Below are 17853 nucleotides of genomic sequence, written 5' to 3'. Positions count from 1 at the left end.
GGCCGATCTTATGACCGGCGGAAGATCCCCAGCAGCCGGGAGAGCAGGCCCCGGCGCTCCTCGTCCGCGTCGATGGCGACGGGCCCCGGGGCGTCGTGCCGCAGGGGTGCCTTGCGCGCCTTCGGGGGCCTGGGGAGGTCCGCGCCCGCCGGCACCGGGCCGGCGATCCCGGGGGCGACGGGGTAGTGGTAGAGCTGGTCGAGCATGCCGAGCACCGAGGAGACCTGGCCCGCCCGCATGATGCGTACGACGTGGCCGCCGCAGTTGAGGCAGGTCGGGTTCGACAGCGGGGAGGGCACCCGCTCACCCTTGACCGTGTACATGATGAACGGCTGGCCCGCGCCGTCGACGTGGTGCTCTATCGCGTAGGCCTGTTCCCAGCCGTATCCGCACCGCATGCAGGCGAACGAGTACGCCTCGTGCACGGTCTGCACATCAGGTGCGGAGACCGGCACGCCCGCTGCGGAGACGGGTGCCGGGGTGTCTGCGATCTCACTCATGCCAGCTCCTCTTGTTCCACTGGTGCCATTGCCAGTGGACGCCTCTTCGGGCGGGAGCGCATCAGGCCCTGTCTAGTGTTGGACGGTCTTTGGGCGACTCATGCCCAAAGCGCCCGGTGCGCGGTCTGAGCTTTGCCTTTCAGGTTAGCTCTTTACCGACTTACGGCACCTTTTGTGCCTCGTTCTTTGCCGCCACCACCGCGTCGAAGACCTCCCGCTTGGGTACCCCGGCCTCGGCCGCGACCGCCGCGATGGCCTCCTTGCGCCGCTCCCCCGCCTCCTCGCGCACCCGCACCCTGCGCACCAGCTCCGCCGCGTCCACATCGCCGGGGCCGGGCGCCGCGGCGCCCTCCACGACGACGGTGATCTCCCCCCGCACACCGTCGGCCGCCCAGGCCGCCAGCTCGCCGAGGCCGCCGCGCTTGACCTCCTCGTAGGTCTTCGTCAGCTCGCGGCACACGGCGGCCCGCCGCTGGGGGCCGAACACCTCGGCCATCGCGGCCAGGGTGTCGTCGAGCCGGTGCGGGGCCTCGAAGTACACGAGCGTGCGCCGCTCGTCCGCCACCTCGCGCAGCCGGCCCAGGCGCTCGCCCGCCTTGCGCGGCAGGAACCCCTCGAAGCAGAAGCGGTCCACCGGCAGCCCGGACAGGGCGAGCGCGGTGAGCACGGCCGAGGGGCCGGGCACGGCGGTGACCTTGATGTCCTTCTCCACGGCGGCGGCGACCAGCCGGTAGCCGGGGTCGGAGACGGAGGGCATCCCCGCGTCGGTGACGAGCAGCACCCGCTTGCCCGCCTCCAGGGCCTCGACCAGTTCCGGGGTGCGCGCCGTCTCGTTGCCCTCGAAGTACGACAGGACCCGGCCCGTGGTGTGCACGCCGAGCCCCTGGGTCAGCCGGCGCAGCCGCCGGGTGTCCTCGGCGGCGACCACGTCGGCCCGTTCCAGCTCGGCCGCGAGGCGGGGCGGGGCGTCGGCGAGGTCACCGATGGGGGTGCCGGCGAGGACGAGCACACCCGCCGCGCCGGGGGCCGGGTGGACGGGTTCGGTACCGCGGGGCTGGTCAGTTGTCACGCGGCCATCCTCTCATTGGGGCTCGGCCGGCCTCCGGGGCGCTTTCAGTGGGCTCCCACAGATCAGTTCCCTACGATGGCCCGGTGACCAGTACCGCGACGCCTCCGCCCAGCCCCGCGGGGGCCCCTCCCGCCCCGCCGGAGGGAAGGGCAGAAGAGCCGCCCACCTGGCTGCGCCGCCTGCGCGGCTTCGGCTACGTGCGCTCCGCCGCGGCCGAGCCGCGCGCGGACGTCCGCACCCGCCTGGTGCCCCCGTACGCCAAGCCGTCCCCCCAGCTGTGGACGGCGCTCGGCGTGCCCGCCTCGGCCGTGGGCACCTGGCAGCGGGTGCTCGCCTGGGCGGGGCCGCTGCTGGTGGCGCTGGTCGCCGGGGTGCTGCGGTTCGTGCACCTGGGCAGCCCGAAGGCGGTGATATTCGACGAGACGTACTACGCCAAGGACGCCTGGGCCACGATCCAGCAGGGCTACGAGGCGAGCTGGCCCAAGGACATCGACAAGTCGATCCTCGCCAACCCCGACGGGATCTCCCTCCCGCTGGACCCGGGCTACGTCGTGCACCCGCCCGTCGGCAAGTGGGTGATCGGCCTCGGCGAGTGGATCTTCGGCTTCACCCCGTTCGGCTGGCGGTTCATGACCGCCGTACTCGGCACCCTCTCGGTGCTGATGCTGTGCCGGATCGGGCGCCGGCTGCTGCGCTCCACCTTCCTCGGCTGCCTGGCGGGCGCCCTGCTCGCCGTGGACGGCCTGCACCTGGTGATGAGCCGCACCGCGCTGCTGGACCTGGTGCTGATGTTCTTCGTCCTCGCCGCCTTCGGGGCGCTGCTCATCGACCGCGACAGGAGCCGGGCCAGACTCGCGGCCGCGCTCCCGGTGGACGACGAGGGCCGGGTCCGGCCCGATCTGAAGATCGCCGAGACGCTGCGGCTGGGCTGGCGCCCGTACCGGATCCTGGCCGGGGTCTGCCTGGGCCTGGCCGCCGGCACGAAGTGGAACGGCTTCGTGGTCCTGGCCTTCTTCGGCATCCTCACCGTGCTCTGGGACGCCGCCGCGCGCCGCACCGCGGGCGCGGGCGCCCCGTACGCGGCGATGCTGCGCCGCGACGCCGTGCCCGCCTTCGTCTCCACGGTCCCGGTGGCGATCGTGACGTACGTGGCCTCCTGGAGCGGCTGGATCTTCAGCCCCGACAACGGCAAGGGCGGCTACCTGCGCGACTGGGCGGCCAAGAACGACCAGGGCAGCTCGCTGGCGTTCCTGCCGGAGTGGCTGCGCAGCCTGTGGCACTACGAGACCGAGGTCTACAAGTTCCACGTCGGCCTGACCTCGGGGCACACCTACGACTCCAACCCGTGGAGCTGGCTGGTCCTGGGCCGCCCGGTCTCCTACTTCTACGAGTCCCCCGAGCCCGGCACCGCCGGCTGCCCGGCGACGGAGGCGGGCAAGTGCGCCCGCGAGGTCCTGGCCCTGGGCACCCCGCTGCTGTGGTGGGCGGGCTGCTTCGCGCTGCTGTACGTGCTGTGGCGGTGGTTCTTCCGCCGCGACTGGCGGGCGGGCGCGATCGCGTGCGCGCTCGGCGCGGGCCTGCTGCCCTGGTTCAACTACCAGGAGCGGACCATCTTCTACTTCTACGCGGTGGTCTTCGTCCCGTACCTGTGCCTGGCGGTGGCGATGATGATCGGCGCCCTGCTGGGCCCGGCGGGCTCGTCCGAACGCCGGCGGGCGCTGGGCGCGATCGGGGCGGGGGTCCTGGTCCTGCTGATCGTGTGGAACTTCATCTACTTCTGGCCGATCTACACGGGCCAGACCCTCCCGATGGACTCCTGGCGCGGCCGCATGTGGCTGGACACCTGGGTCTAGCAGCGGGAACAGCGGCGAGAACGGCGGATGGCCCGGCACCTCCCAGGTGCCGGGCCATCCGCCGTCCGGCGGGCTTCAGAGGCCCCTTGACATGTTCCGGTCCGGTAACAAAGACCTGCTGATACGTCAGCGCAGCGTAAGGTCTGCACCACGAGTTCTTTGAACACGTTCAGAGAACTGAGGTCCGGGGGAGGACTTGAATGAACGGGGTAGCGAAGGGCGCCGTCATCGGCGGGGTGTTCATCGCGATGCTCGGCGGGGCCGGGTACGGGGTGTACGCGCTGGTCGGGGACGCGGGCGGCGAGGGCAATGCCGGCATCAAGGCCGGTGAGGCCTCGTACCGTCCGGAGAAGGGCAGCGGCCCGGTCACCGAGACGGAGACCGCCGAAGTGGCGAAGGCCTTCCTCGCCGCATGGGCGTCCGGGGACGACCGGGCGGCCGCCGACCTGACGAACAACGCCCAGGCCGCCCAGACGGCCGTCGCCGACTACAAGGCCAAGGCGTACGTCTCCAAGGCCGTGATCACCCCCGGTACGGCGAAGGGCGACACCGTCCCCTTCACGGTCGCCGCGGAGATCACCTACGAGGGCACCACCAAGCCCCTCGCCTACGAGTCCCAGCTGACCGTGGTGCGCGGGGTGACCAGCGGCAAGCCGCTGGTCGACTGGCAGCCGTCGGTGATCCACCCGCAGCTCCAGAAGGACGAGAAGCTGCGCGCGGGCGCCCCGGCGAGCCCGCCCGTCAAGCTGGTCGACCGCAACGACGAGGAGCTGACGGCGGAGAAGTACCCCTCGCTGCGGCCCCTCCTCGACCAGCTCCGCGACACGTACGGCAGCAAGACGGGCGGCAAGACCGGCGCCGAGGTCTGGATCGAGCCGGCCGTCGCGGGCACGCCCAAGCGGACCCTGCTGACCTTGGTGGAGGGGCAGCCGAGCGTCCTCAAGACGTACCTGGACGCGAAGGTGCAGGCGGCGGCCGAGAAGGCGGTCGCGAAGTTCCCGGAGGCGTCCGTGGTCGCCGTCAAGCCGAGCAGCGGGCACATCCTGGCCGTCGCCAACCACCGCCAGGACGGGTACAACGCGGCGATGGCGGGCACCCGGGCGCCGGGCTCCACGATGAAGATCGTGACGGCGGCGATGCTGCTGGACCGGGGCATGGTGGCGGCCGACAAGCCGGCGGAGTGCCCGAAGTCCGTGTCCTGGGGCGGGCGCCCCTTCCACAACCTGAAGAACTTCGACCTGCCGGCGGGCACCACCTTCGCGACCAGCTTCGCCAAGTCCTGCAACACCGCCTTCATCAAGCAGATCAAGCCCGTCGACGACGACGCCGCGCTGTCGAAGGAGGCCAGGGAGGTCTTCGGCATCGGCCTGGACTGGAAGACCGGCGTGAAGTCCACCGACGGCAAGGTCCCGGCGGCGACGGGCGCGGAGGCCGCCGCCGCGTACATCGGGCAGGGCCAGATCACCATGAACCCGCTGAACGTCGCCTCCATCACCGCGACCGCCCGCACCGGGGTCTTCCGCCAGCCGCTGCTGGTCTCCCCCGAGCTCGACGGCCGTACGATCGCGACGGCGCAGCGCCGGATGAAGCCCGCGGTGCAGCAGCAGCTGGTGTCGATGATGCGGCTGACGGCCACCGAGGGCACCGCCCAGAAGGCGATGGCCTCGGTCGGCGGCGACAAGGGCGCGAAGACCGGCTCGGCGGAGGTCGACGGCGCGGGCAGCCCGGACAGCTGGTTCACCGGCTTCAGCGGCGACATCGCCGCGGCGGCGATGGTCGAGGGCGGCGGCCACGGCGGCGACGCGGCGGGCCCGATCGTCGCCTCGGTGCTGTCCTCTTCCTGACGCGCCCCTCGCATTCCTGACGCGCCCCTCGCACCGCCCGGCGCCGGGGCGCCTCACGGGCGCCGGGCCGCTGCGCCGGCCTCCGTCCGGCGTCGGCAGCCCGGCGCGGCAGCCCCGCTTCGGCCCCGCGCCGGTGGAGCCGGGAGCCCAATCCAGCCCCGCCGGCGTTCGAGGCGCGGGCCCAATCCAGCCCCGCCGACGTTCGAGGCACCGGCCCCATCCAGCCCCGGCGGCATTCGAGGCGCGGGCCCAATTCAGCCCCGCCGGCGTTGAGGCGCGGGGTCCGGGGCGGAGCCCCGGCAGCGGCGCCGCACCGGACGGCCCACACGGAGCAGGGGCGGCGGAGCCGAACAGCCGAGGCGGAGTCGGGGCAGGCGGCGTGGAGGCCGGCGCAGAGAAACGGCTCGCCCCCGCACCCGCACAGCGCTAGCGTGCCGGCATGCGCACCCCCACCCACCCCCTCTTCGCCGAGGCCCTCGCCACCCTGGCCCTCGACGTCACCGTCCGCACGTTCCCCGAAGGGACCCGGACCGCCGCGGACGCCGCCGCCGCGATCGGCTGCGAGCTCAGCCAGATCGCGAAGTCGCTGGTCTTCGCGGCGGACGGGGTCCCGGTCCTGGTCCTCATGGACGGGGCCTCGCGGGTCGACGTCGAGGCGGTGCGCCGGGAGCTGGGCGCCGCGAAGGTCACCCGGGCGGATGCCGCCCTGGTGCGCGAGACCACCGGTTACGCGATCGGCGGCGTCCCGCCCTTCGGCCACCGCACCCGCACCCGCGTGCTGGCGGACCGGTCCCTGCTGGCCCACGAGGTGGTCTGGGCGGCGGCGGGCACCCCGCACACGGTGTTCCCGATGGCCCCGAAGGAGCTCATCGAGCACGCCGGGGCCGTCCTGGCCGACGTACGGGAAGCCGGCTGACCGCCAACTCCCGCCCCGCCGACGACCGAGGCACAGGGCCCACCCAGCCCCGCCACCGGTCAAGCCGGGGTCCCAATCCAGCCCCACCGACGTTTGAGGGCGGGGGCTCAATCCAGCACCGCCGGCGTTCGAGGCGTACGCCCATCCAGCCCCGTCGGCGCTTGAGGCAGGGCCCCACCCAGCCCGGCACCGGTCGAGCCGCGGTCCCAATCCAGCCCCGCTTGAGGCAGGGGCCCCATCCAGCCCCGCCGGCGTTTGAGGCGCGGGCCCAATCCAGCCCCGCCGGCGTTTGAGGCGCGGGGTCCGGGGCGGAGCCCCGGCAGCGGCGCCGCACCGGACGGCCCACACGGAGCAGGCGCGGCGGAGCCGGACAGCCCAGGCGGAGCCAAGACAGACGGCGCGGAAGCCAGGGCCGAGCCGTGCGGCCCTGCGCCAAGCGCCGAGCCCTGCGTCAAGCGGCGAGCCGCGAGCCCTGCCTCAAGAGGCGAGGGCTGACCGCAGCGCCCGTACCAGCGCCTGCGCACGCGGATCGGCAGTGACCGACTTGGCGAGGGCGTTGGTGACGTAGCCGAAGCCGATGCCCTCCTCCGGGTCCGCGAAGGCCAGCGAGCCGCCGCGGCCCGGGTGGCCGAAGGAGGCCGGGGACAGCAGCGGGGAGGCCGGGCCGTGCAGCATGTAGCCGGGGCCGAAGCGGGTGTTCACCACCAGGACCCGGTCCGGGCCGGCCGAGAGCTCCTTGCCGGCGAGGGCGGTGGTGGCCGGAGTGAAGATCCGGGCGCCGTCCTCCACCACCCCGATCGTGGCCGCGTAGAAGCGGGCGAGGGCGCGCGCGGTGCCGATGCCCGCCGAGGCCGGCAGTTCGGCGGCCCGGTAGGCGGGGTCGTTCTCGTCCGGCAGCGGATCGATGGCGGCGAAGGCGCGACGGGTGAGGGAGTCCGGGTCGGCGTAGGCCTCGGAAACGTTTCTCCTGGGCCTCGTCCTGAGCACGCCCGCGCTCTCGGGCGGGTCCACGGGGGCCACCCGCCCCACCCGGTGGACCTCCGTCTCCGGCAGGCCCATCCAGAACTCCAGTCCCAGCGGCTCCGCCAGCTCTTCGGCCCAGATGCCCCCGACGGTGCGGCCGGTCGCCCGCAGCACCAGCTCGGACAGCAGCCAGCTGTAGGTCTGCGCGTGGTAGCCGTGCTCGGTGCCGGGCTGCCAGAAGGGCTGCTGCACGGCGACCGCGCGCGGGCCGCTGACCCCGTCGGCGGCCTCGGCCGCGGTCAGTCCCCGGTCCAGCGCCGGCACGCCCGCGCGGTGCGCGAGCAGGTCGCGGACCAGGGTCCGGTCCTTGCCGCCCGCCTTGAACTCCGGCCAGTAGGAGCCCACCGGCGCGTCCAGGTCGAGCAGTCCGTTCTGGTGCAGCAGCAGGGGGACGGCCGCGGCCACGCCCTTGGTCGCGGAGCGGACGATCTGGGCGGTGTCAGCGGTCCAGGGCTCGGTGCCGTGCGCGTCCTTGGTCCCGCCCCACAGGTCCACGACCTTGCGGCCGTCCCGGTACACGGCGACGGCCGCGCCCCGGTCCCCGAGCACCTCGAAGTTGCGTACGAACGCGTCCCTGACGGGCTCGAAGCCCTCCGCCACCACACCCTGGATGTCCACGACCAGGCCAACAACCCGCGGCCTGCGCTTATGCCACGGCCACGGAGCGGGGGTCGAAGCCGAAGGGGAGCTCCAGGCGGTGGGCCCGCATCAGCTCCTCGTCGCACAGGAGCGCCTGCGTGCGGCCGTCCGCCGCGATGACCCCCTGGCTGAGGATCACGGCCCGGGGGCAGAGCTCCAGCGCGTACGGGAGGTCGTGCGTGACCATCAGGACGGTCACGTCCAGCGAGCGCAGGATGTCCGCGAGCTCGCGGCGCGAGGCCGGGTCCAGATTGGACGAGGGCTCGTCCAGGACGAGGATCTCGGGCCGCATGGCGAGGACGGTGGCCACCGCGACCCGGCGGCGCTGGCCGAAGGACAGGTGGTGCGGCGGCCGGTCGGCGAAGTCCGCCATGCCGACCTGCTCCAGGGCGTCCCGGACCCGCTCCTCCAGCGCCGCGCCGCGCATTCCGGCCGCCGCCGGTCCGAAGGCGACGTCCTCCCGCACGGTCGGCATGAACAGCTGGTCGTCAGGGTCCTGGAAGACGATCCCGACCCGGCGCCTGATCTCGGCGAGGTTCCGCTTCTCCACGGGCAGCCCGGCCACGGTCACGGAGCCGACCCCGCCGGCCAGGATGCCGTTGAGGTGCAGCACCAGGGTGGTCTTCCCGGCGCCGTTGGGGCCGAGCAGGGCGACGCGCTCGCCGTGCCCGACGGTCAGGTCCACCCCGAAGAGGGCCTGGTGGCCGTCCGGGTAGGCGTAGGCGAGACCCGAGACCTCCAGGGAGGGGGCGGTCGCCGAGGGTGTGGTCGCTGAGGATGCCGTCACAGGGTCCATCCCATCAGACAGACGGCGAGCGCCGTCACCGGGAGTACGGCCGCGTGCGCCCACTGGGTGCGCGTGGCCGCGACGTCGTCGATCACCGGCATCGAACCGGCGTAGCCGCGGCTGACCATCGCCAGGTAGACGCGCTCGCCCCGCTCGTAGGAGCGGATGAACAGCGCGCCGGCCGTCTTGGCCAGCACCCCCCAGTGCCGGATGCCGCGGGCCTCGAACCCGCGCGAGCGGCGGGCGATGGACATCCGGCGCAGCTCGTCGGTGATCACGTCCCCGTAGCGGATCATGAAGGTGGCGATCTGTACGAGCAGCGGCGGGAGCTTCAGCCGCTGGAGCCCCAGCAGCAGTGCCCGCAGTTCGGTGGTGGAGGCGAGCAGGACGGACGCGGCCACGCCGAGGGTGCCCTTGGCCAGGACGTTCCAGGCGCCCCACAGGCCGGAGACGCTGAGCGGGACGCCGAGTACGTCCACCCGCTCGCCCTCGGCCACGAAGGGCATCAGGACGGCGAAGGCCACGAACGGGACCTCGATCAGCAGCCGCTTCAGCAGGAAGCCGGCCGGGATCCGGGCCACGGCCGCGACCCCGGCGATGAGGAGGGCGTACAGGCCGAAGGCCCACACCGCCTCGCGCGGTGTGGACACCACGACCACCACGAACGCGAAGGTCGCGGCGAGCTTGCAGTGCGGCGGCAAGGCGTGGACCGGTGAGTGACCGGGCCGGTAGAGCCGGTGGGCGTGGCCCGCGCCCATCTCAGACCGCCGACGGCTGGGCCGCGGCGGGCTCCTCGGTACGGCGGCGGCGCACCGCCCAGAAGACCCCGGAGCCGACGGCTACGGTCGCGCCTACGCCGATGACGCCCGCGAGGCCCACGGAGAGGCCCTCGTTCCCGATGTCCTTGATCTCGTAGTCGGCGAGCGGGGAGCCGGCGGTGGCGTGCGTGTACTGGTCGGCCTTGGCGTCGATGCCCTTGTCGGCGGCGACCTTCTCCAGGCCGTCGGGGCTGCCGGAGGCGAAGGAGGAGACGATCCCGGCGAGGGCCAGGGCGGAGACCATGCCGACGGCCCAGACCTTCTTGGTGGAGCGGGCGGCGACCGGCTCCGCGGCGGCGGCCGGGGCGTCGACGAGCTCTCCGCCGACGCGCAGCTTCAGCGGCGCGGTCAGCCCGCGCGCCCCGTGGACGAGGTCGGGCCGGACGGCGATCACGGCGCCCACGGTGGCGGCGGTGATGGCCGCCTCACCGATGCCGATGAGCACGTGCACGCCGACCATGGCGGTGATCACCTTGCCGATGGCCACGTCGGTGGTCCCGCCGACGGCGTAGAGGAGGGTGAAGGCGGCGGCCGAGGCCGGCACCGAGAACAGGGCTCCGGTGAAGGCGGCGACGGTCACGGAGCGGCGGGTGCGCGGCAGGACCTTGAGCAGCCCGCGGAAGGTCGCGTAGGCGACGACCACGGTGACGACGCCCATGACGGTGATGTTGACGCCGAGGGCGGTCAGGCCGCCGTCGGCGAAGAGGATGCCCTGCATGAGCAGCACCACGGACACGCACAGCACACCGGTGTAGGGGCCGACGAGTATGGCGGCGAGCGCCCCGCCGAGCAGGTGGCCGCTGGTGCCCGCGGCGACCGGGAAGTTCAGCATCTGGACGGCGAAGATGAAGGCGGCGACGAGGCCGGCGAGCGGCGCGGTGCGCTCGTCCAGCTCCCGGCGTGCGCCGCGGAGGCTGACGGCCACCGCGGCGGCGGCCGCCACTCCGGCGGCCACCGAGACGGGTGCGTTGATGAATCCGTCGGGCACATGCATGGAGTGGCTCCGCTTCTTATGCAGTCTTTAACCGTTCAAGAATAGTGCTCACTTGCAAATGGTTGGCAAGAGCGCGCGCGTCACAAATAGAGCCGTGCGGTTTCGTGGGAATGTGCGAGGCTGGACGGACAAACGGAGTCAAAGGTTCCGATTTCGAGGAGTCGTGTCGATGTCAGCGACCGCCGAGAATCCCCCTGCCGCCCGGACCGCCACCGCGACCGTCGCCCTCGTCGAGGAACGCGTCAGCGCGCGCGTGATCACCGACGACCCCCTCTACCGGAAGATTCCGGTCGCGCTGCGCTTCGTCCCCGCCGAGCCGCTGGCCGTACGGATCGTCTTCCCCGCCGACCTGTCCCCCGAGGGCACCGACAACGAGTGGGTCTTCCCCCTCGCCCTGCTGGAGGCGGGCCTGCTGGCCCCGTCCGGCACCGGGGACGTACGCGTCTGGCCGTGCGGCCGCGTGCAGGCGGTCGTCGAGTTCCACTCCCCCGACGGGGTCGCCGTGATCCAGTTCGACATCGCCGCCCTGCGCCGCTTCCTTCGCCGCACGTACGCCCCCGCCACCCGGTAGGGGGTACCTCGCCGGTCAGGCCGGACACCCCCAAGGCGCAACGGCCCCGGCCCCGTACCACCTGAGGATCAGGCGGTACGGGGCCGGGGCCTTCAGCCGTACGGAGCAAGGTCAGGCGTTGACCAGCTCGCGGTCCTTGTCCGGACCCTCGGGGGAGCCGGTGTCGTCCGCGAGGTGGCGCCGCAGGCTCTCGCCCTCCACGTCCACGTTCGGCAGCAGCCGGTCCAGCCACTTGGGCAGCCACCAGGCCTTGTGCCCGAGCAGTGCGAGCACCGCCGGGACGATGGCCATGCGGACCACGAAGGCGTCGAAGAAGACGGCGACGGCCAGACCGAAGCCGATCATCTTGACCATCTGGTCGCTGGCCCCCATGAAGCCCCCGAACACCGCGATCATGATGACGGCGGCGGCCACGACCACCCGGGCGCTGTACTGGAAGCCGGTCACGACGGCCTGCCCCGGGCGCTCGCCGTGGACGTACGCCTCCCGCATCCGGGTGACGAGGAAGACCTCGTAGTCCATGGCCAGACCGAAGACCACGCCCACCATGAAGATCGGCATCATCGACATGATCGGGCCGGTCTGCTCCACGCCGAAGACCGAGCCGAGCCAGCCCCACTGGAAGACCGCGACGACCGCGCCGAGGGCGGCGACCACCGAGAGCAGGAAGCCGAGGGCCGCCTTGAGCGGGACCAGGATCGAACGGAACACCAGCATCAGCAGCAGGAAGGCGAGGCCGACCACGAGCGCCAGGTAGGGCAGCAGCGCGTCGTTCATCTTCTGCGAGAAGTCGATGTTCATCGCGGTGGCGCCGGTGACCAGGACGTCGTCCCCGCTGCCGTCGCGGATCGAATGGACCAGGTCCTCGGTCTGCGTGGAGGACGGGCGGTCCTTCGGGATGACGGTGATCACCGCGGCGTCGCCGTCCGCGTTGGGGGCGGGCGGGGTGACCGCGGCCACGCCCTCCAGGCCCTTGATCCGGTCGGCGGTCTCGGCGGCGAGCTCCTTGCCCCCGTCCACGACCACCATCAGCGGGCCGTTGAAGCCCGGGCCGAAGCCCTCGGACAGCAGGTCGTACGCCTGACGCTGGGTGGTGGAGACCGGCTGGGCGCCGTCGTCCGGCAGGCCCATCTCCAGCTTGCTCGCCGGGATCGCGATGACGCCGAGGCCGATCACACCGGCCAGCAGGACCATGACCGGGCGGCGCAGGACGAAGCGGGCCCAGCGGGTGCCGCCGTTCGCCTTCTGCTCGGCACCGGCGGCCTTGTCCTTGCTCTTGGTCTTGCCCTGGCCCTTGCCGAACAGCTTGCTCTTCTCGCCGGCCGGCAGGACCTTCTTGCCCGCGAAGCCGAGGATGGCCGGGACCAGCGTGAGGGCGACCAGGACCGCGATGACCACGGTTCCGGCGGCCGCGACGCCCATCTTGGTCAGCATGGGGATGTTGACGACGGCCAGGCCCACGAGGGCGATGACCACGGTCAGACCGGCGAACACGACGGCGGAGCCGGCAGTTCCGGCGGCCCGGCCCGCGGCCTCGTCGCGCTCACGGCCCTCGGCGAGCTCCGCGCGGTAGCGGGAGACGATGAAGAGCGCGTAGTCGATGCCGACCGCGAGGCCGATCATCGTGGCGAGGGTGGCGGTGGTGTTGCCGAGGTCCAGCACGTTGGCGAGCGCGGTGATGGAGGAGACGCCGATGCCCACGCCGATGATCGCCGTCAGCAGCGGCAGACCGGCCGCGATCAGCGAGCCGAAGGTGATGACGAGGACGATCGCGGCGACCAGGATGCCGATGATCTCCCCGGAACCGGTCTCGGGGGCCGCCATCAGCGCGTCGCCGCCGATCTCGACGGTCAGGCCCTGGGCCTCGGCCTCCTTGCCGGAGTCCTTCAGCGCCTCACGGGTCTGGTCGGTCAGCTCCATGCCGCTGACCACGTACTTGGTGCTGATGTAGGCGGTGGAGCCGTCCTGGCTCACGGCCTGCGTCTGGTACGGGTCGGCGACCGAGGAGATCTGGTCCTTGCCCGGGCCGGACTTCAGGTCCTCGACGATCTTCTCGACCTGGGCCTTGGTGTCCGGGTCGGTGACCTTGGCCCCGGCCGGGGCCTTGATGACGATGCGGGCGGTGGCGCCGTCGGCGGCCATCCCCGGGAACTTCTTGTCCAGCAGGTCGAAGGCCTTCTGGGCCTCCGTGCCGGGTATCGAGAACGAGCCGGAGGTGGGGGCGGACGCCGAGGCCGCGCCGAAGCCGGCGAGGAACAGCAGCGCCACCCAGACGAGGGCGACGAGGCGTCGGCGCCGGAAGGCGCCTCTGCCGAGGCGGTAGAGGAAGGTGGCCACGTCGGTGGTTCTCCCGTTCAGGTCGTGGGATGGATCCGGTGCGGATCAGGGCATGGAGAGCCGGCCCGACGACGAGAGCGGCGTGTCAGGAGCAGCAAAAAGGAAATGCGGGGCGGATCAGACGCCGAGGGCGGGGAAGACCACGGCGTCGATGAAGTCACCGAGGAAAGTCCGGTCCACCGGACGGTCCTCGATCAGCGGGAGCGCGATGAACGCCCCGATGAGCATGTGCGGTACGAACTCCAGGGCCGGACAGTCCGGGACGATCTCGCCCCGGTCCACCGCACGCTGGAGCATCACCTGCAAACCGGTGATCTCGGGGTCGACCAGCAGGTCCCGCAGCGCCTTGTGGAGCTCCGGGCTCTCGTGGACCGCATGGGCCAGACCCCGCATCAGGGCGGTGTCCTTGGCCATCTGGGCGTCGTCGGAGTGCTCCACCATGCGCGCGAAGTCCCCGCGCAGGCTGCCCGTGTCGATCTCCCGCAGCGAAACGGGCTGCGTGCATCGCAGGGCTTTGGCGACCAGCTCCGGCTTGCTCCCCCACTGGCGGTAGAGGGTGGCCTTGCTGGACTTCGTACGGGCGGCGACCGCGTCCATGGTCAACGCCTCGTAGCCGACGTCACGCAGGAGGTCGAGGACCGCCTCGTGCAGTTCGGCCTGCCGTTCGGGGGTGATCCGGCTGCGCCGGGCCGCCATCGCCTCGGTCATCGCCGTGCCTCCCGTCCGAACGCGCCTCTTATCGAAACGAATGTGTTCCGTACGCCTAAGACGATACCCCTACGCCGAACGAAACGAAACCGTTCCGTTTCGCTGTGGGCGTGGCATGGATCACCTGTACGAGTTGCCAGGCCCCCCTGGCGCGGAAAGCATTGGGGGGTGAGTCACGACGTCGCGTACCTCCGCTTCCCGCACCTGCACGACGACCTGCTGTGCTTCGCCACCGAGGACGACCTCTGGGTCGCCCCGCTGGTCCCCGACGGACAGACTCCCGGCCGGGCCTGGCGGATCACCGTCGACCGGACCCGGGTCAGCCACCCGCGCTTCTCCCCCGACGGCCGGCACATCGCCTTCACCACCTGGCGCAGCCTAGACCCCGAGATCCACCTCGCCCCCGTCGACGGCGGCCCCGCCCGCCAGCTGAGCCACTGGGGCGCCACCGACACCCGCGTCTGCGGCTGGACCCCGCCCGACGAGCACGGACACAGCGACATCCTCGCCGTGTCCTCGCACGGCCAGCCCTTCTCCTACTTCGCCTGGGCCTACAGCCTCCCCACCGACGGCAGCCCCGGCGGGCGCCTGCCCTGGGGACCGGTCTCCGACATCCAGGTGCACGACGGGGACGAGGGCGAGCGGCGCACCCTGCTGCTCACCGGCAAGCCCCCGCACGAGCCCGCCGCCTGGAAGCGCTACCGCGGCGGCGCCACCGGCCGGCTGTGGCTGCACGGCCGGCGGCTGCTGGAGGACATCGACGGCCACCTCGACGCCCCGATGTTCGCCGACGGCCGGATCGCCTTCCTCTCCGACCACGAGGGCGTCGGCAACCTCTACTCCTGCCTGCCCGACGGAACCGACCTGCGCCGGCACACCGACCACGACGAGTTCTACGCCCGGCACGCCTCCACCGACGGCCGCCGGATCGTCTACCAGTGCGCCGGGGACATCTGGCTCGTGGACTCGCTGGCCCCCGGCGCCGCCCCGCGCAAGCTCCAGGTCCGGCTGGGCGGACCGCGCGCGGGCCGGCGCACGTACCAGGTCCCCGCCGCCAGCCACGTCGACTCGCTGTCCGTCGACGCCACCGGGCGGGCCAGCGCGGTCGTGGTCCGCGGCAGCCTGTACTGGCTGACCCACCGCGACGGGCCGGCCCGGACCATCGCCGACACCCCGGGCGTACGGGTGCGGCTGCCCGAGATGCTCGGCAGCGGCGGGCAGGTCGCCTACGTCACCGACGCCGAGGGCGAGGACGCGATCGAGATCGCGTACCTCCCGCGCGCCTCCGGGGAACGGGAGCCGCGCCGGCTGGCCTCGGGCGAGCTGGGGCGCGTACTGGAGCTGCTGTCCGACCCCGACGGGGAACGCCTCGCCATCGCCTCCAACGACGGGCGCCTGCTGCTCATCGACGCCGGCGAGGAGTCCGACGGCGAGGTCACCGAGCTGATCCGGTCCATCAACGGGCCCGTCACCGACCTGGCGTTCTCCCCCGACGGCTGCTGGCTGACCTGGTCGCACCCGGGCATCGGGCGCTCGCTGCGGCAGATCAAGATGGCCCGGATCTCCGGCCCCGGCGCCCGTACGGTCATCGACGTCACCAACGGCCGCTTCGAGGACGAGAGTCCGGTCTTCACCCGCGACGGGCGCTACCTCGCCTTCCTGTCGTGGCGCGGGTTCGACCCGGTCTACGACGTGCACACCGGCGACCTGTCCTTCCCGCTGGGCTGCCGCCCGTACCTGGTGCCGCTCTCCTCGGCGACCCCCTCGCCGTTCGCGTTCTCCCCCGACGGACGTCCGGCCGCCGGCGGCCTCGACCCGGCGGAGGGGGACTCGGAATCGGGCGACGGCGCGGTGACCGTGGAAGTGGAGGGGCTGGAGAGCCGGGTGACACCGTTCCCGGTATCGGCGTCGAAGTACTCGGCCCTCTACCCGGTGCACGGCGGCGGGCTGGTCTGGCTGCGCTGGCCGATCTCCGGCGCGCTCGGCGAGACCTTCGCCAACCCGGCCGACACCAGCGGCAAACCCACGCTGGAGCACTTCGACATGACCAAGGCCCGCAAGACCGAACTGGCCTCGGGGCTGGACTGGTTCGCGGTCAGCGGCGACGGCACCCGGCTCGTGCTCAACGACGACGGCGACCTGCGGGCGGTCCCGGCCACCGAGTCCGGCGACAGCGACTCGACGGTCTACCTGGACCTGCGGCGCATCCTGCACGAGGTGGACCCGGCGGCCGAGTGGCGCCAGGCCTTCGAGGAGGCCGGGCGGATCATCCGCGCCTACTTCTGGGAGCCGGGCATGTGCGGCATCGACTGGGACGGGGTGCTGCGCCAGTACCGCCCCCTGGTCGAACGGGTCGCCTCGCCCGACGAGTTCGCCGACCTCCTGCGCGAGGTCCTCGGCGAACTGGGCACCTCGCACGCCTACGTCTCCCCCGCACGCCGCAACGAAGGCCCCCCGCACTACCAGCGGGCCATCGGGCTGCTCGGCGCCAACCTGGTGCCCCGGGACGGGGCGTGGGTGGTCAGGCGGATCCTGCCCGGCGAGTCCTCGGACTCCAAGGCCCGCTCCCCGCTGGCGGGCACCGGCATCCGCGAGGGCGCCGTGCTCACCCATGTGGACGGGCGGCCCGTGGACCCGGTCACCGGCCCCTACCCGCTGCTCTCGGCGGCCGGGGGCACCACGGTGGAGCTGACCTTCCAGCCCGCGGAGGGCGAGGGCCCGGCCCGCCGGGTGGCCATCGTGCCCCTGATCGACGAACGGCCGCTGCGCTACCAGGACTGGGTGTCCAAGCGGCGCGCGGTGGTCCGGGAGATCAGCGGCGGCCGCTGCGGCTACCTGCACATCCCCGACATGGGCGGCTCGGGCTGGGCGCAGTTCAACCGCGACCTGCGGATGGAGATGTCCCGGCCCGCGCTGATCGTGGACGTACGCGGCAACGCGGGCGGGCACATCAGCGAGCTGGTGGTGGAGAAGCTGACCCGCTCGATCCTCGGCTGGGACCTGACGCGCAACGCCCAGCCGGTCTCGTACGCCTCCAACGCGCCCCGCGGTCCGATCGTGGCCCTCGCCGACGAGGCGACCTCCTCCGACGGGGACATGATCACCGCGGCCATCAAACTGCTGGGGCTGGGCCCGGTGGTGGGCCAGCGCACCTGGGGCGGGGTGGTCGGCATGACCGGCCGGCACACCCTCGGCGACGGCACGGTGATCACCGTGCCGATGAACGCCGCGTGGTTCCCGGAGTACGGCTGGTCGGTGGAGAACCACGGCGTGGAACCGGACCTCCCGATCCTGCGCACCCCGCTCGACTGGGCCGAGGGGCGGCACGCCCAGCTGGACGACGCCGTGCACCTGGCGCTGGAGCTGCTGGAACAGGACCCGGCGCTCCAGCCTCCCGGCTACACGGACGTACCGGACCGCCGCCGTCCGAAGCTGCCGCCGAGGGCGTAGCGCGGCGCGGGGAGCGCGGAAGGGCCCGGTCCGCGGGGAGTGCGGACCGGGCCCCCTGCGGCGGGCCCGGGTGCGGCTGCGGATCCGGTCAGTCCTCGAAGCCGCTGTCGAAGGCGTCCCGGGTCCTGTCGGCCCGCGCCTTCGTGTCCTGCTCGGCCTGTTCGGCCTGTCCGGCCTGTCCGGCCTGCGAGGAACGTCCGGAGGTCTCGTCCCGCAGGCCCGGCGCGCCCTGCGCCTTGGCCCTGGCCTGCTCGGCGAGCTGCTTCGCCTTGTCCTGGAACTGGTCCTTGAGACCCATGCTGTTCCTCCTGGAAGGGTGTCGGGGCTTGGCCCCGACCAGCCTG

14 protein-coding genes are annotated in these 17853 nt (G+C 72.7%); 5 read left to right on the top strand and 9 right to left on the bottom strand.

Annotation, left to right across the window (positions count from 1 at the left end; genetic code table 11):
• Positions 1 to 8: 8 nt before the first annotated feature.
• Both AB0D94_RS29775 and rsmI read right to left on the bottom strand, forming a co-directional pair.
• A complete protein-coding gene (locus AB0D94_RS29775; RefSeq protein WP_362057936.1) occupies positions 9 to 398 on the bottom strand; it encodes a hypothetical protein in 390 nt (129 codons plus the stop codon).
• Positions 399 to 660: 262 nt separating this feature from the next.
• Positions 661 to 1509 (bottom strand): 16S rRNA (cytidine(1402)-2'-O)-methyltransferase, encoded by an 849-nt coding sequence (gene rsmI / locus AB0D94_RS29770; protein WP_362057933.1) that lies wholly within the window; start codon positions 1507 to 1509, stop codon positions 661 to 663.
• Between the two features lie 230 nt (positions 1510 to 1739).
• Here rsmI and AB0D94_RS29765 point away from each other — a divergent pair, with 230 nt between their 5' ends.
• From AB0D94_RS29765 to AB0D94_RS29755, 3 genes are all read left to right on the top strand, one after another.
• Entirely contained in the window at positions 1740 to 3422 is a 1683-nt protein-coding gene (locus AB0D94_RS29765) for a phospholipid carrier-dependent glycosyltransferase (RefSeq protein WP_362057930.1), read from the top strand.
• A gap of 200 nt (positions 3423 to 3622) precedes the next feature.
• Positions 3623 to 5266: a penicillin-binding transpeptidase domain-containing protein gene (locus AB0D94_RS29760; RefSeq protein WP_362057876.1), complete on the top strand. Its 1644-nt coding sequence runs from the start codon at positions 3623 to 3625 to the stop codon at positions 5264 to 5266.
• A gap of 439 nt (positions 5267 to 5705) precedes the next feature.
• On the top strand, positions 5706 to 6182 hold the full coding sequence (locus AB0D94_RS29755) for a YbaK/EbsC family protein (RefSeq protein ID WP_362057873.1): 477 nt from the start codon (positions 5706 to 5708) through the stop codon (positions 6180 to 6182).
• Positions 6183 to 6659: 477 nt separating this feature from the next.
• Here the strand turns inward: AB0D94_RS29755 and AB0D94_RS29750 are convergent, their stop codons facing one another.
• From AB0D94_RS29750 to AB0D94_RS29735, 4 genes are read right to left on the bottom strand one after another with little or no spacing between them, the layout of a single operon-like run.
• Positions 6660 to 7823, bottom strand: coding sequence for a serine hydrolase domain-containing protein (locus tag AB0D94_RS29750; protein WP_362057870.1), 1164 nt, complete (start codon positions 7821 to 7823; stop codon positions 6660 to 6662).
• A 28-nt stretch (positions 7824 to 7851) separates the two neighbouring features.
• Positions 7852 to 8640 (bottom strand): ABC transporter ATP-binding protein, encoded by a 789-nt coding sequence (locus tag AB0D94_RS29745; RefSeq protein WP_362057867.1) that lies wholly within the window; start codon positions 8638 to 8640, stop codon positions 7852 to 7854.
• The gene (gene cbiQ, locus AB0D94_RS29740) at positions 8628 to 9389 is read right to left on the bottom strand and encodes a cobalt ECF transporter T component CbiQ (RefSeq protein WP_362057864.1); all 762 of its coding nucleotides are present in this window, start codon (positions 9387 to 9389) and stop codon (positions 8628 to 8630) included. Before cbiQ ends, AB0D94_RS29745 begins: the two co-directional genes overlap by 13 nt.
• Position 9390: 1 nt before the next feature.
• Positions 9391 to 10443, bottom strand: a complete 1053-nt coding sequence (locus tag AB0D94_RS29735) for an energy-coupling factor ABC transporter permease (RefSeq protein WP_362057861.1) — start codon at positions 10441 to 10443, stop codon at positions 9391 to 9393.
• Between the two features lie 169 nt (positions 10444 to 10612).
• On the opposite strand from AB0D94_RS29735, the gene AB0D94_RS29730 reads away from it, so the two are divergent.
• A complete protein-coding gene (locus tag AB0D94_RS29730; RefSeq protein ID WP_362057858.1) occupies positions 10613 to 11014 on the top strand; it encodes an SsgA family sporulation/cell division regulator in 402 nt (133 codons plus the stop codon).
• A 111-nt stretch (positions 11015 to 11125) separates the two neighbouring features.
• Here the strand turns inward: AB0D94_RS29730 and AB0D94_RS29725 are convergent, their stop codons facing one another.
• Complete coding sequence (locus tag AB0D94_RS29725) at positions 11126 to 13351, bottom strand: MMPL family transporter (protein ID WP_362057855.1); 2226 nt, start codon at positions 13349 to 13351, stop codon at positions 11126 to 11128.
• Positions 13352 to 13468: 117 nt separating this feature from the next.
• Positions 13469 to 14059: a TetR/AcrR family transcriptional regulator gene (locus AB0D94_RS29720; RefSeq protein WP_362057852.1), complete on the bottom strand. Its 591-nt coding sequence runs from the start codon at positions 14057 to 14059 to the stop codon at positions 13469 to 13471.
• Between the two features lie 168 nt (positions 14060 to 14227).
• On the opposite strand from AB0D94_RS29720, the gene AB0D94_RS29715 reads away from it, so the two are divergent.
• Positions 14228 to 17509 carry a S41 family peptidase gene (locus AB0D94_RS29715; RefSeq protein ID WP_362057849.1) on the top strand — a complete coding sequence of 1094 codons (3282 nt, stop codon included), beginning with the start codon at positions 14228 to 14230 and terminating at the stop codon, positions 17507 to 17509.
• Between the two features lie 88 nt (positions 17510 to 17597).
• On the opposite strand, the gene AB0D94_RS29710 is transcribed toward AB0D94_RS29715, so the two are convergent.
• Positions 17598 to 17807, bottom strand: a complete 210-nt coding sequence (locus tag AB0D94_RS29710) for a hypothetical protein (RefSeq protein WP_362057846.1) — start codon at positions 17805 to 17807, stop codon at positions 17598 to 17600.
• Positions 17808 to 17853 lie beyond the last annotated feature (46 nt).

Source organism: Streptomyces sp. NPDC048255 (genome assembly GCF_040652415.1).
Lineage (GTDB): Bacteria > Actinomycetota > Actinomycetes > Streptomycetales > Streptomycetaceae > Streptomyces.
The sequence above is the reverse complement of the archived record's forward strand: the minus strand, read 5'-3'. Positions and strand labels throughout refer to the sequence as shown.